Annotated in this window: 14 protein-coding genes; 7 read left to right on the top strand and 7 right to left on the bottom strand. The window is 48.8% G+C overall.

Annotation, left to right across the window (positions count from 1 at the left end):
• The first annotated feature begins 102 nt into the window (after nucleotides 1-102).
• Nucleotides 103-936 (top strand): MurR/RpiR family transcriptional regulator, encoded by an 834-nt coding sequence (locus BCT27_RS05475; protein WP_102395273.1) that lies wholly within the window; start codon nucleotides 103-105, stop codon nucleotides 934-936.
• Here BCT27_RS05475 and BCT27_RS05470 read toward each other — a convergent pair.
• The 4 genes from BCT27_RS05470 to BCT27_RS05455 form a co-directional block, all read right to left on the bottom strand.
• A complete protein-coding gene (locus BCT27_RS05470; protein ID WP_102395311.1) occupies nucleotides 933-1,700 on the bottom strand; it encodes a sulfite exporter TauE/SafE family protein in 768 nt (255 codons plus the stop codon). The genes BCT27_RS05475 and BCT27_RS05470 overlap by 4 nt on opposite strands.
• A gap of 131 nt (nucleotides 1,701-1,831) precedes the next feature.
• Nucleotides 1,832-5,467, bottom strand: a complete 3,636-nt coding sequence (locus BCT27_RS05465; protein ID WP_102395272.1) for a sarcosine oxidase subunit alpha family protein — start codon at nucleotides 5,465-5,467, stop codon at nucleotides 1,832-1,834.
• The gene (locus BCT27_RS05460; RefSeq protein WP_102395271.1) at nucleotides 5,464-5,781 is read right to left on the bottom strand and encodes a sarcosine oxidase subunit delta; all 318 of its coding nucleotides are present in this window, start codon (nucleotides 5,779-5,781) and stop codon (nucleotides 5,464-5,466) included. Before BCT27_RS05460 ends, BCT27_RS05465 begins: the two co-directional genes overlap by 4 nt.
• Nucleotides 5,782-5,883: 102 nt before the next feature.
• Complete coding sequence (locus BCT27_RS05455; RefSeq protein ID WP_102316802.1) at nucleotides 5,884-7,134, bottom strand: sarcosine oxidase subunit beta family protein; 1,251 nt, start codon at nucleotides 7,132-7,134, stop codon at nucleotides 5,884-5,886.
• Nucleotides 7,135-7,422: 288 nt separating this feature from the next.
• Between BCT27_RS05455 and fdhD the strand changes: the two genes are divergently transcribed.
• The gene (gene fdhD / locus BCT27_RS05450; protein WP_102316803.1) at nucleotides 7,423-8,256 is read left to right on the top strand and encodes a formate dehydrogenase accessory sulfurtransferase FdhD; all 834 of its coding nucleotides are present in this window, start codon (nucleotides 7,423-7,425) and stop codon (nucleotides 8,254-8,256) included.
• 206 nt (nucleotides 8,257-8,462) lie between these two features.
• Entirely contained in the window at nucleotides 8,463-8,939 is a 477-nt protein-coding gene (locus BCT27_RS05445; protein WP_102395270.1) for an ABZJ_00895 family protein, read from the top strand.
• A gap of 75 nt (nucleotides 8,940-9,014) precedes the next feature.
• Here the strand turns inward: BCT27_RS05445 and BCT27_RS05440 are convergent, their stop codons facing one another.
• The gene (locus tag BCT27_RS05440) at nucleotides 9,015-9,254 is read right to left on the bottom strand and encodes an RNA recognition motif domain-containing protein (protein ID WP_017011029.1); all 240 of its coding nucleotides are present in this window, start codon (nucleotides 9,252-9,254) and stop codon (nucleotides 9,015-9,017) included.
• A 579-nt stretch (nucleotides 9,255-9,833) separates the two neighbouring features.
• Here BCT27_RS05440 and BCT27_RS05430 point away from each other — a divergent pair.
• Complete coding sequence (locus tag BCT27_RS05430; protein WP_102395268.1) at nucleotides 9,834-10,241, top strand: VOC family protein; 408 nt, start codon at nucleotides 9,834-9,836, stop codon at nucleotides 10,239-10,241.
• A 294-nt stretch (nucleotides 10,242-10,535) separates the two neighbouring features.
• Nucleotides 10,536-11,072 (top strand): outer membrane beta-barrel protein, encoded by a 537-nt coding sequence (locus BCT27_RS05425; RefSeq protein WP_102316807.1) that lies wholly within the window; start codon nucleotides 10,536-10,538, stop codon nucleotides 11,070-11,072.
• Between the two features lie 91 nt (nucleotides 11,073-11,163).
• Here the strand turns inward: BCT27_RS05425 and BCT27_RS05420 are convergent, their stop codons facing one another.
• Nucleotides 11,164-12,216, bottom strand: coding sequence for a lactonase family protein (locus BCT27_RS05420; protein ID WP_102395267.1), 1,053 nt, complete (start codon nucleotides 12,214-12,216; stop codon nucleotides 11,164-11,166).
• 173 nt (nucleotides 12,217-12,389) lie between these two features.
• Here BCT27_RS05420 and BCT27_RS05415 point away from each other — a divergent pair, with 173 nt between their 5' ends.
• Nucleotides 12,390-12,905, top strand: coding sequence for a ClbS/DfsB family four-helix bundle protein (locus BCT27_RS05415; RefSeq protein WP_102390691.1), 516 nt, complete (start codon nucleotides 12,390-12,392; stop codon nucleotides 12,903-12,905).
• Nucleotides 12,906-12,986: 81 nt separating this feature from the next.
• The gene (locus BCT27_RS05410) at nucleotides 12,987-13,619 is read left to right on the top strand and encodes a LysE family translocator (protein WP_241905111.1); all 633 of its coding nucleotides are present in this window, start codon (nucleotides 12,987-12,989) and stop codon (nucleotides 13,617-13,619) included.
• 113 nt (nucleotides 13,620-13,732) lie between these two features.
• Here BCT27_RS05410 and BCT27_RS05405 read toward each other — a convergent pair whose 3' ends face one another.
• Entirely contained in the window at nucleotides 13,733-14,374 is a 642-nt protein-coding gene (locus BCT27_RS05405; protein ID WP_102395266.1) for a DsbA family oxidoreductase, read from the bottom strand.
• Between the last annotated feature and the right edge of the window lie 57 nt (nucleotides 14,375-14,431).

The raw sequence follows: 14,431 nt of genomic DNA, 5'->3' as shown, positions 1-14,431 counted from the left end.
TCTGCTCTGCTCTGCTCTGCAATGAAATGAAATGAAAATTCCATTTTCAAATCCAATTCGAAACATTACACTGAGTTGAGATGGTTTGATTCGGAATATTCTATGGCTACGGCTACGCACCTCGCTGAATTGCAACAACAAATACGTCATCGTTATCATGATTTAAGCAAACGCCTTCAACAGGTGGCTTATTATGTTTTGGACAACCCCAATAGCATTGCCTTCGATACCGTGGCCGTTATCGCCACACATGCAAGCGTTCCTCCTTCAACACTGATTCGTTTCGCCAATGCCTTCGAATTCAGTGGCTTTAACGAAATGAAGCAGCTTTTTCGAAAGAACCTCGTTGAAGAAACCAGCAGCTACACCGAACGCGCTAAGTTGCTTCAACATCGCCAGGGAGAGCATCAATCACTCGACACCCCAGCAGATGTGCTGATGCAATTCAGCCAAGCCAACGCGGTCGCCTTGCAAGAGATGCCCTCAACGATTTCATCAGAGCTACTCAACAACGCAGTGGCCTTGTTAGAAAACGCAGAAACCATCTATGTGGTGGGTATGCGACGCTCATTTAGTATTGCTGCCTATTTCGCCTATGCCTTGCGCCATTTAGAGCGTCGAGTGGTCTTGGTGGATGGGTTTGGTGGCATGGCTAATGAGCAAATGGCATTGGTGTCTGAACGCGATGTGGTCGTTTCAGCCAGTTTCCCAGCCTATTCGGAAGAAACGGTATTACTGTGTGAACGTGCAGCAGCATCAAATGCCAAGCAAATTGTATTTACAGATAGCCAAGTCAGCCCGCTCGCGGCTAATAGCGATGTGTGTTTTGTGGTCAAAGAAGCGGAAGTAGAATCTTTTCGTTCTCAAGCCGCGAGCATGTGTTTGGCACAAACCCTTGCGGTGTCGCTGGCATTTCGCTTGAGTAAATCTGGCTAAATAATTGCCAACAAACCATCGTATGAAAGCTTGGCGCCCGAAAGAAACAAGAACAAATAGCAGAGTTGATAGATGCGTGTTTGACTGACTCGGTGTAGTAGCCAAACACCCATTGACACACCAAGGGGGGCGAGAGGCATCAACACCAACGCCGTCAGTACATTGGTTGAATCAAACTCACCGCTTAATGCATAAGGCACGAGCTTGGCAACGTTTAACAGCGCAAAAAACACCGCCATGGTGGCGATCAAGGTGACCTTTTCAAGTTTTAGTGGCAACAGATAAATACTGGCAGGCCCCCCACCCGCATGAATGGTGGTACTCGAAAAACCACTAACTGCACCCCACATCGTCGCGCCGACAGTGTTATTGGGTTTAGCGACCGACGTACGATTAATAAACATTGACCCAATGTATTGGGCACAAAACCACAATGACAACGCACCAATCGTCAGTTTCAAGCCCGCTTGCGGCACCACATTGATGTAAACTCCCGCAATCACCACACCCACCAGCGCACCTGGCAACATCTTCTTTATCACCTTATAGTCCGCATTTTTATAGTGATAGCGCACCGCAAAGACATCCATCACACACAGAATGGGCAATAAAATGGCGGCGGCCTGCAAAGGCGACACTGCAAAGGCCATCAAAGGAACAGCGATGATCCCAAGTGCGCCCCCTAACCCACCTTTACCAATGCCATAGATCAGCACGGCCGGCACAGAAAGCAGATAGAAAAGTGGATCGGTAATGATTGGCAAACATTTATCCTTACATGCGTTTGTGTTGAGCATGTCATCATCGCTTAACATGACTTCACGCTGCGCCTTGCTGATGAGAATAAAGAAAAAGACCCGCATTGCGCGGGTCCTTTTTAGTGATTTGAGCAGACTTAGTCGCCCCAATTCATCCCATATTCTTCCGCAGAAGCCTGCATCCATAACGAGATGTAGTCTGCGAAACTGCGGCGTACAATAATATCGTAGCTGTTTTCGCTGTTGTGCTTCATGAACACCTGCGCTTTGGCAAACGTGGTGCCGACACATTTCCCAACCGGGAAGTAGCCATCATCCACATCGTAAGGCACTGATTTCTTCAACACATCTTTCGCGTGAGAGCCCGTCAACGTGACCAGTGTTTGCCCGCCAGTGACATCCGTTACCGAGTAATGACCTTGCAGCTTTTCACGCAGTGCCGCTTCAGTTTCCGACGCCGATTGAGTGGCACTTAAAATTAACCATTCATCGGGAGCTAGCCACCATATATGACGATTATCAGTGACTGACGAGCTCGACGCAGCAACAGGCAACGGTTGGCCAAGCGCCGCTTCAACCGAAGACGCAAACTCAACGGTTGGTTCACCCCTCAAAATCACATGGCTAGCATCCTTGTGTTCAAACAAATGAACGCCCGGTGCTTGCGTGCCAGTGTTTGAACCCAGATGGTGTAGCGGTGATTCAAAACGCGCGCTGTTTTGTGGCACCATCAACGTCGATGCAGGCGTTTCCGGATCTGCACCTGCGGCTTTTTCATTTTTCGGATCGTAGAAAATCGAGCTACAGATTTCAGCCTTTAGCACTGTTCCATCCGCCAATGGGAAGTAAACGTGTTCGCCCATTCTATTCAAGCCATCTTTGATCAACCCAAAGGCAATGGAATAACCCAAGTTTGCACTGAAATACGATGAGCTAACATGGCCTACCATGGTCATTGGAATAGGCTCATCGGGATCATTCACCGCTTGTGCCCCTTCAGGAATCACCTTGTAAGGTTCAGTGCACTTTAAGCCCACCAACTGTTTGCGATCGGTACGGATTGTGTCTTCACGCGCCCAAGAGCGACGACCAATAAAACTGTAGGTTTTCTGTTTGCCCGTGATCCAACCCATGTTGAGATCTTGCGGCGTCACAGAGCCATCCGTGTCTTGCCCAACAATGATGAAGCCCTTTTCTGCCCGCAAAATGTGCATGGTTTCAGTGCCATAAGGCGTAATACCAAAGGGTTCTCCCGCTCGCATCACTTGCTCCCACACGAACAGACCGTGGTTCGCACTCACATTGATTTCGAATGAAAGCTCACCCGTGAAGCTGATTCGGAACACGCGGGCCTCAACGCCTGCCACTTTCATGGTTTTCCAACTCATGAATGGCATGGTGTCTTCCGAAATATCTTCGTCGCCAACCAGTTGCTGCAACACATTGCGGCTGTGGGGCCCCGAAATAGTCATGGTCGCCCAGTGATCTGTCACACTGGTGAAGAACACTTCCAGCTCAGGCCATTCGGTTTGATGCCACAGCTCTAGCCAACGTAACACGCCTGCTGCACCGCCAGAGGTGGTGGTCATGATAAAGTGATCATCACTAATGCAAGACGTTACCCCATCATCAAACACCATGCCGTCTTCATGACACATAAAGCCATAACGACAACGACCAGGAGCCAGTTTGTCCCAGCCATTGGTGTAAATACGATTGAGGAAAGTACGCGCATCTTTGCCTTGAATATCAATTTTGCCCAAGGTCGATGCATCAAGAATGCCCACACCTTCACGGGTCGCCTTGCATTCGCGCGCTAACGTCTGTTCCATGGTTTCATTCCCTTTCGGGAAATACCAAGGACGTTTCCATTGGCCAACATCCTCAAATTTTGCACCATGCTCGACATGCCAAGCATGCATCGCCGTGTAGCGGCATGGATCGAACAAGTGCCCAGCATCTTGCCCTGCTAACGCGCCAAACGTGACAGGGGTGTACATCGGGCGGAAGATTGTCGTGCCTGTTTCGGCAATGGTTTTTCCCATCGCATTGGCGGCAATCGCCATGCCATTGATGTTGCCTGTCTTACCTTGATCCGTGCCAAAACCCATCGCGGTATAACGCTTAATGTGCTCGATGGATTCATAGCCTTCACGAACCGCAAGCTCAATACCTGCCGCCGTGACATCATTCTGGAAATCAACAAACTGCTTAGGCGCTCGGCTCACTGGCAATCGATGCGGCACTAAATACATCGCCATGGCTGGCGCAGTAAGAAAGTCTTCAACGACAGGTAAAGATGCATCTTCAAGGTGCACATTCAAACTTTCTGAAATGCGCATTGCCGCACCCGCACCACTTAAAATGGCATGAGACAAGGTACCATCACCGTCGACAGCGCCTGCGTACTCCATTCCTTTGACATAATCTGATGGCACAAACGCCGCAATATCATCACGCCAGACAGGGCGGCCACCAATGTGGCAGCTAAGGTGCAACGCAGGGCTCCATCCGCCGCTCGACGCCACGGTGTCGCAAGGAATGACTTCCATGACGCCTGTGACGGTTTTGCCTTCTTTGTCGATAGGCACCACTTCCGCCGCGGTGATTCCCGAACTGCCTTGAAGGTTCGCGATACCATGACCAAAAATCACTCTGATCCCGAGGGCTTTCGCCTGCGCAATACGATCGCCTTCGGCATACGCACGGGTATCTATGATCGCTGCTACGGTGCGTCCACTTTCATGCCAATCCAATGCGGCGTTATATCCCTCGTCGTTCGAGGTCATCACTAGCAAGGTATCGCCCGGCGCGACGCCATAGCGACGCAAGTAAATCGACACCGCAGATGTCAGCATGCTGCCCGGTAAGTCGTTATTACCAAACACCAGTGGACGTTCAATCGCCCCTGTTGCCAACAACACATGCTCTGCACGAATGTGGTGAATACGCTGACGAACACCGCCTTGTTGCTCGCCAAGATGATCCGTTTTGCGCTCGATTACACCGACAAAATTATGGTCGTAGTAACCAAACGCCGTGCTTCTTGATAACAGCATGCAATGGTGATCAGCCTTGAGTACCTCAAGGGTTTCATCAAGCCATTCAGTTGCAGGTTTGCCGTCAATCATCTCTCGGCAATGCAGCAAGCTACCGCCCATTTCCGACTGTTCATCCACTAAAATAACGCGCAAACCTTGACCCACCAGCCTGCGCGCCGCCATTAAGCCTGCGGCACCCGCACCGACGATCAATACTTCGCAGTGTTGCTGCATTTTGTCGTACTTGTCAGGGTCATTCCCACGTGGAATTTCACCTAAACCTGCCGCATTTCGAATGTGCTTTTCGTACGTTGGCCAGAGCGATTCGGGGTACATAAAGGTTTTATAATAGAAACCGGCAGGCATCATTGACCCCCCCAGCTTTCCTAGCATCGACAGCGCATCATTTTCCAAGCTCGGCCACGCATTCACCACCTTCGCATCGAGCCCATCATAAAGCTCAGTTTGAGTGGCGCGTTGGTTGGGTAATTCCGCGTCGGGCGTTGAACCAATCTGCAAGATCGCATTCGGCTCTTCTGCACCCGCGCCTAAAATGCCGCGAGGTCGATGGTATTTAAAGCTTCGCCCCACGACTTTGATGCCGTTTGCCAACATCGCAGAGGCCAAAGTGTCACCTTGATGACCTTGAAAGGTTTTGCCGTTAAAGGTAAACGTCAGCGACGTATTGCGATCAATACGTCCGCCGTCAGAGAGGCGATTTTTCTGGCTCATGCGCGTGCCTCCCCATTCGTTGTATTTGTCTCGTTGTCATCACTTGGCGGTTTTTCACCAATTTTGTACACAGCGTCGATATCGTACGTCACGGTGTTGCGCTGCATGTTGAAGTACTTTCGACAGCCCGCGGTGTGCTGCCACATTTCACGGTGGCTGCCTTTGATGTTCTTGCGGTGGAAAAGATAGCGACCCCATTCGTCGTCTGACAGGGCATCAGGATCTAACGGCCTGATGATGTGCGCTTCGCCGCTATACGTAAATTCTGGTTCTTCCCTGAGCTCTTCACAGTAAGGGCAATAAATCCTTAGCATGTCTTTTCCTTTCTCAACAAAGCGTCTTCATCAACACGCGTTTTATACAACTTGATGTGTTTAACGCGGTGCGTATTGTTTGATCAAACTTGTGAGCACTAATCAGTGCGCCACGCCTGCCGCACCATGTTCATCAATTAAATGGCCGCTGATAAAACGATTGAGCTTAAACGGTGCGGCCAATGGATGCGGGCTATCTTTCGCAATAGTGTGGGCAAATACATGGCCTGAACCCGGCGTCGCTTTAAAGCCACCCGTGCCCCAACCACAGTTGAAATACAAACCTTCCACATCTGTCTTGCTAATGATCGGACACGCATCTGGTGTGGTATCCACGATGCCGCCCCAATGGCGATTCATGCGCACGCGACTGAGGAAGGGGAACATCTCAACAATGGCGGAAATCGTGTGTTCGATAATCGGGAAAGAACCACGCTGTCCGAAGCCGTTATAGCTGTCGATACCCGCGCCGATCACCAAATCGCCTTTGTCAGATTGACTGATATACCCGTGTACTTGATTCGACATGATCACCGTATCAATACAGGGTTTAAGTGGCTCAGACACCATGGCCTGAAGAGGATGAGATTCAATCGGTAGCGTCATGTTTGCCATGCGTGCTAACTCGCCCGAGTTACCCGCAACAACACAACCCACCTTACCTGCGCCAATGAACCCATTCGGGGTTTCAACGCCTTTAATTTTGCCGCCTTCGATGCGAAGACCGGTGACTTCTGTTTGTTGTAGCATGTCTACGCCGAGTTGATCAGCCGCGCGTGCAAAACCCCACGCAACCGCATCATGGCGGGCAACACCCCCACGAGGTTGCCAACTCGCGCCCATCACGGGATAACGCGCACGCTCAGAACAATCGAGTAGCGGCACCAAATCTTGAACGCCCGCGGTGTCGAGCACTTCACTGTCAATGCCATTCAAACGGTTGGCACTGACGCGGCGCTCAATATCGCGCATGTCTTGCAATGTGTGCCCAAGGTTTAGCACGCCACGTTGGCTAAACATCAGGTTAAAATTGAGTTCCTGTGAGAGCCCTTCCCACAGTTTAAGGGAGTGTTCGTACAATTGTGCCGCTTCATCCCACAGATAATTAGAACGCACAATTGTGGTGTTTCGTGCCGTGTTCCCACCGCCGAGCCACCCTTTTTCAACCACGGCGACATTCTTTACGCCACACTCTTTGGCCAAGTAATACGCCGTCGCCAGCCCATGTCCGCCGCCACCAATAATGATCACGTCGTAATACGGTTTTGGCGTAGGGTTACGCCATGCGCGCTGCCAGTTTTCGTGAAACGTGAGCGCATGTTTAAACAACCCAAACCCTGAATAATTTGTCATTCCATTGTCCTGAATCGCTGATGAATCAAACGCGTTCCCGATGCATGCGGGTTGCCTAAAAAAGTGTAGCTATTTCATTGCTCTCACGCGCAAAAACGCTGACCTTATCTCAAACATGGTAATGCGCGACCTGTAGGGTAAAGTGCGGTTTTGCGCCTGAGTTTGACGTTATTGCGACACTGCGTGAGCTCGCTTTTTAGTACCAATAAAAGGCATGGCATTCTGCCAAACGCTATTATGGGAAGAAGGGAACGTATGAAATGCTCGTCAGGAAGAGAACATCACGATATGCAGAAAAAAAAAGCGTTCAGAGAAATCCCGCAACTAGAGAGTGATACTGCCCTCGCGCCGCACTCGCTGCACCACTACATCAGCAGCCAAGACGCTTCGACCTGCTTTTCCACTTTACCGACCGAAACGCCGCTGGCCATTAGCTTCAATGGCGTCAGCCATGCCGTGATGATGACGACGCCACAAGATATTGACGACTTCATCTACGGTTTCTCACTGACTGAGCGCATCATCAATGATTGCAGCGAGATCCACGAGATCAGCCTCGATCAGGAAAACGACGCCATTATTGCTGATGTTCAACTCGCGAATCGTGCTAATGCGCGTTTAACGCAAGCAAAACGACACTTAGCAGGACGAACCGGGTGCGGCATTTGTGGTGCGGAGTCTCTCAGCCAAGCCATCCCTGATTTATCGCCAATGAACGGCGAAAAACCGCTCGATGACGACAAGATCTTGGCGCTAAGAGAAACCCTTCGTCAATGGCAATCACTTGGGCACATCAGCGGCGCGATCCACGCTGCAATGCTTATTGATCATCAGGGAGAGATTTTATTGTGTCGTGAAGACATCGGCAGACACAACGCCGTTGATAAAACGCTGGGTGCCGCGATGCGAAACAGAGTGTTGCAACCAACACACACCTTGTTGGTTACGAGCCGTTGCAGTATTGAATTGGTGCAAAAAGCCGTGATGGCAGGGGTCAGTTCGCTAATCACACTCGGCACACCCACATCACTTGCTGTGAACGCAGCAATCGCCGCGAATCTTAACCTTGTGCACCTACCCCGCCAAGATGCGCCTCGATTTTATAATCGCATGACGGCTTAGCGGTTCACGCCCAAAGCCTCATGCTTCTCGTTGAACAGAGTTTCATGAAGACGCTACGTCCTGCGTCATTTACACCGCAAAAAGAAAACGCGCGCTGAAAGATCCCACCAATAAGCCAACATCCCTTTTTCATCAGTGGTTTAATAGACAAAAAAGAGGCAAATGCCCACCTCGTCAGAATCTATTGGTTAAACAAGGACGTCATCATGTTGTACACAAACGAAAAGCCACGCCCGCAAGACACGCCCCAAAAAGCACCAGACTTCTTGCAAGTCTCGCTGGCCTTGTGCCTATGCTCCGTATTGATAGGCGTTATATTTTTCATCGTTGAAGACACATTCGGGTTTGAAGTACCAAGCGCAGGCGTTATTTCTACAGCACTGCCCGCCATTCTCACCGGTATCTATTTTGGTAATAAGACTGAAACCTTGATGTCTGCAAAAACACGCTGGCTCGCGATTTTAATCTGGACAAGCGCAAGTTATTTTTATGCGCTAGCCGCCTTTCAATATCATGGATTGTCTTTGTCAGATCTTTTCGAGGAGTTTGGCAGCTTTGGGTGGGTATTTGCGGGTTTCACTGCGTTGATGGCTTTACTGAGTTATTTCGTGATCAAATCAGGCGAAAAGACGGGCATAAAGAACAAGGCAAAAGTACGAGAGAAGCAAGCCAAAGGGGTTTGATAAGTTTGGGGACACAAACAAAAAAAGCCAGTCCGTCTTTCAGGCACTGGCTTTTTTGTGTCTTGCGTTAAGCAATCAGTCTTTCGCGATTTTCACACGAATAGCGTTGCCCGCCACACTGCTCATGTTCAAGCTTGAGATCGCTTTTTTCGCTTCATCATCATTTGCCATTTCTACAAATGCGAAGCCTTTAGACAGGCCAGTTTCTTGGTCTAATACCAGCGAGCACTGACCAACAGAGCCGTGAGCAGAAAACAGAACACGGATTTCATGTTCAGTGGTAGTGCGAGCAAGGTTACGAACGAGAAGTTTCATAGGAGACCATTCAGGTATAAGGAAATCGGGCGGATTGTCTCAGGTTATGCGATCTATACCAAGGAATTAATGCTTCCCTCCACGCATCGGCACTGCGAAAGGTTTCAGTAGTAAGCCAAACGGGATGCGGGATCAACGTCAGAACGCCGATGAATAACAAGAAATTTAGTATCTACTCAAAACTAAATCGGTCGCAATTTTCCATCTCTTAATGCCAAATCGCTCTCCTCATGATTACCCTGCTCTTTTGCCAAAGAATAAGGACATTCTTAGCGATGCGCAGCGAAGACAAATTTCACACATGGAAACACCGCCGAAAGCAGGGCATGTTCGTGTACGTTCTCCGTCTCTTCTTACTGGTTTCTTGTCCCACCCTGATTGGCGCATTCCTTGGCCTTTTCTTCTATGCCGAACCTTCGTTCATTCACGTCTTCTTCCTTGATCTCCCCCTATACTTACTCACACTCTTTTTCGTCGTCATGACCTGCAGTGTGCTCGTTTGGTATGTCAAAGAGGCACGCTTTAAACGTCGATTGAGACAACGAATCGCACTATCTTGCAACCTTTGAGATCACCAAAATGATAAACATCGTCGCCATTGACCACCTCGTGCTAAGAACCACTCATCTTGACGATATGCTCGCGTTTTATGTCCATATTCTGGGCTGTTCAATAGAGCGAGAAACCGCTGAACAAACGGGCCTTACCCAATTGCGTGCTGGCAATGCATTGATTGATATCGTCACGGTCGACAGCGAACTTGGCGCTATGGGTGGCGGTGCACCGACGGCTTCAAACAACAACCTTGATCATTTTTGCCTGCAAATAGCGCCTCAATCCGAAGACGACATTATTAAACACCTCAATCAGCACGGCATAGACACACCCGCATTTACAAGACGGTATGGCGCAGAGGGCTACGGAAACTCGCTGTACATCAAAGACCCTGAAGGCAACACCGTCGAGCTTCGCTGCACGCTCTCCTAAAAATACGAGTTATCGCGTGAAATGTGACTTAATCGCGTATTAGTACGACGCAATGACTCTTCATTGATTGGTATATCAACATCCACCAAGTGCAACTATGCGCGCAACATCTTGAATGAATAGATATCCCTCGCCCGAAGTATTGTTTTCAGTACACATTTCTCACTAACCGCAGATGTACAGTAAACCTGCACTTTTTAGGTTCCTGTGGCTGCTCATTAAAGACAGAAACAAACTCTCAAAAAAGCGCGACAAATCAGGGTTAGTAAAAAATACAATAAAAAGGAATGTGTAATGAATAAATGTCAGTGGTTGATTTGCCTATCTCTCGCCGCAGCACCAGCAGCAGCGAACGTGGTAAATCAGGACATCTATCTCGCTGCCAGCATTGGTGCGCATGAGTTCGCGGACGAAGCAGGTGGAAAATTCGGTATCCATTTTGGTGGGAAAAACATCTTCGAAAGAGGCTTTATGCTCGGGGGCGAGTTGGAGTTTTCAAAAATCACCAACGACGACTTTGAGAAGCGATACTCGGGAGATAAAGAGGATTACTCTCTTGCCGCCAACGTGCCTATCGGGAAACGTTTTGAGCTTGGTGGTGAAAATGCGATTGATGCGTATGGCCTTATCGGGTACTCGTCACTTCGCGTCTATTCTGATACCGCCAGTGAGCGTCTTGACGGCGTTCGTTGGGGAGCGGGTGTGGATGGAAACTTCTCGAACTTCCTTGTCGGTCTTCGCTACACACAAGGTAAGTTAGACAGTGATCTTGTAGGCGACTATACAGAGAAGAACCTTAGCTTGCAGTTTGGCTATCGTTTTCAGCTCTAGAACGACAACATCGTGATGAAACAATCCGAAACGGCGCTCACGATGAGCGCCGTTTTCCATTTCAAGCTTAGGTATTACTTTGCTTTGCTAACTAGCAGAGTAAGGAGATACAGACCGGATTGCCCGTCGCGAATTCATACCCAGACGGTGACAGTAAGCCTGTTGTTTTATCAACGCGGTAACTCGCGAGATTACTGGTATTTTGGTTTGCTACCACCAGCCATTCGCCATCACGAGAGAGATTGAAATCTCTCGGGTTAATCCCATTCGTGCTTACTGTTTGTTGTAAGGCCAGCGTGTGGTTGTTTTCTATTTTAAGCACGCAAATGACATTTTGCTGACGGCCAGATACATACAAATATTCTTCGTCATTAGAAAGACGGATCGCAGCTGCAGCGCCGCCTTCATTGTGTTTTTCAAAGGGCGAAAACGCTTGAACGATCGTCCAAACACCATTCGCCTCTCTCTCAAGCACGGTCACTTCTTCGGATAACTCACACAGTACATAGGCGAGCGTTTCTTGCTGATTAAATACCAAATGACGCGGACCACTGCCGGGAGGGAAAACCACATGCTGCGCATTCTCTCGCTCAAGGTGCGCGTCAGAGACAGGGTAAAAGCTCACGCGATCGGTGCCCAGATCGACGGTAACTAAAGTGTTCGAGGTTTCCAGAAACTGTGCGAAGTGGGCGTGTGGTGCTTCTTGTCGATCGCGGTTTGCCCCTACGCCAGTGTGCTGCACAGTATCAAAGTGTGTTAGAGACCCTTGTTCAAGGCGATATACGCTAAAACTGCCAGAACCGTAGTTTGATGCCACCACCAGATTCTGTGCTGCATTCACTGCAACGTGGCACGGATAATCGCCTTCAATCGCGACCGATGAGACTTCATTGATAATGCCATCGCGATGCGTCAACAAACCGATGCTTGCGCCTTGTTGCCGCGCGAATTCAGTCACCGCGAATACATGTTCGCCAGCAACGGTTACATAGGAGGGGTTCTCACAGCGCGACACGAGATTCGGTGCAGAAAACGCGCCTGTTTGGGCATCAAGGTCAACGGCAAGAATACCTTCACCCTCACCATCAATGCTGCCCATCGGTTGGGTGTAGCTACCAATCAATAATCTGTGTGTCACCGCCATCTGCTGCGCCTTTCCTTATCACATTTAGAGGGAGAGATACTAACAGAGACCGCCATCAAATCAGCACGCTAAAGTGTTGAAATACGATGAGCAACAGCTTACTTTCAATGTGACGATTAATGACGACTCTCCAATCACTTATTACTTATTACTTATTACCTAGAAGCGAACGCATGTCATCCATTCCTCAATCAAAAGATGCATTAGAACAGGCGATCCGCGATGCCCACGCTAAATTAATGTCGGACTACCGCGCTGTGCCTGAACACATGACGCGAAAACTTAGTTTGGAAGGCAACGTAAAAGGCACGCAAATCAGTGTCTGCGATACCGTGGCGTACCTGATCGGTTGGGGTCAGTTGGTGTTAAAGTGGCACACATTGACGTCGCAAGACCTGCCTGTTGATTTTCCCGACACGGGGTTTAAATGGAATCAACTGGGTTTGCTCGCCCAACACTTCCAACGCGAATATAATGAATGGCAATACGCAGCATTGCTGGACGAGCTCGATACAACGACCGCGCAAATTCTGGCGCTCATTGCCCACCTCAGCGATGATCAACTTTATGGCGAGTCCTGGTACGAAGCGTGGACGTTGGGACGAATGATTCAATTCAACACCTCTTCGCCAATGAAAAACATACGAACAAAAGTACGACGCTTTAAAAAGGGAAAGGGGTTACGTTAAAGTGCCATTGAGCACTGACTCTGATTCGTATATGGGCGGTGGTTACGCTTTCTACATGACACTGTTACGCAAAGGAAATGCATGATGCAATGGGACACTTTTTTCCTCTATGCCACGGTCTCGTTTTTCTATATCACTAGCCCAGGCCCTGCGATTTTACTCGCGATTCGAAATGGATTAACCGGAAAACTGACGGTGGTGGCCACATCAAGTTTGGCGAACATTATTGGCTTGTTTGTGTTGTCCGCAGTGTCAATGCTAGGGCTGGGTGCGTTGCTATCAACGTCCTCGGTATTGTTTACGCTTTTTAAAGCCGTTGGTGCCTGCTATTTGATTTACCTTGGCATCAAAATTATTGCTTCAAGCAACCGAAATCCATTGGAAAAAGGGATAGAACCAAAATCAACAAAAACCTATCGGGCATACTTTTTCGAGAGCCTTTTGCTTTCGGTGACAAACCCAAAGCCCATTATTTTCTTTGCTTCCTTTTTCCCACAATTTTTAAACACTGAAGTCGCCATTGCACCCCAGTTTTTCATCATGACGATCACCTTCATGACAATGTCATTTGGCTCTCTCATGTTTTACGGTGCAACAGCCAACGCACTGAAAAAGACGCTTTCCAAAAATGTGGTTTCTCTTTGGTTTAATCGCATCACTGGCGGAATTTTTGTTGGGCTGGGGGCGAAGTTAGCACTAACACAACGTATGTAATTCAAGATTGCCCATTCGGCCTCAAAAATGCTCGGCATCTGCCCTATCAAACTAAAACGCCGCGATAGCCATCCAGCTTCGCGGCGTTTTATTTTAATTTGTCGGAGCAATGACTACGGCGTCAGTTCCTGTAAAAGTTGCTTTAACGTTTCGACGGGTTGAGCACCAGACACTGCGCTTTCTCGATTGAAAACAAAAGTGGGTACAGAAGAAACACCAAGCTCTTTCCAATACGCATTTTCCGCGTCAAAGGCTTGCTGTGCCTCTTGGTCATCGAGTTGTGCCATGGCTTTTTCGGCGTCAATGCCTACCTCAATGAGTAAGCCTGAAAGCACAGTGCGGTCGGAAATGTCTTGCTGTTCTTTAAAATACGCATCAAATAAGCGTGTTTTCAGGGCAGTTTGCTTTTCTACCGACTTCGCAAACGCAAGAAGGATGTGCGCATCCCGTGTGTTCAATGTTTTCATTTCTTCAAAGAAATTGAACTCATAGCCAGATTGCAAACCAAGCTTAATAAGTTGTTGACGGTTGCGATCGCTATCCATCTTCAACATGCCATATTTTTTCATCAAATGCTGATGAAGGTTCACCCCTTCTGTTGGTACATTCGGGTTCAACTGGAATGGCTGCCACTCAATCTCAATGTTATCTGAGATGCCGAGTTCATCGATTGCCGCTTGAAGGCGCTGATACCCAAGAATGCACCACGGGCATACCACATCAGAGACAATATCAATTTTGATTTTTTCGGCCATGTTGTCGCTTCCTTTCCTCATTTCTTCGTTTGTATTATGACCACAACGTCATCGCGG

It is taken from the genome of Enterovibrio norvegicus (assembly GCF_002876705.1).
GTDB lineage: Bacteria > Pseudomonadota > Gammaproteobacteria > Enterobacterales > Vibrionaceae > Enterovibrio > Enterovibrio norvegicus_B.
This window is presented reverse-complemented; position numbering and strand designations above follow the sequence as displayed.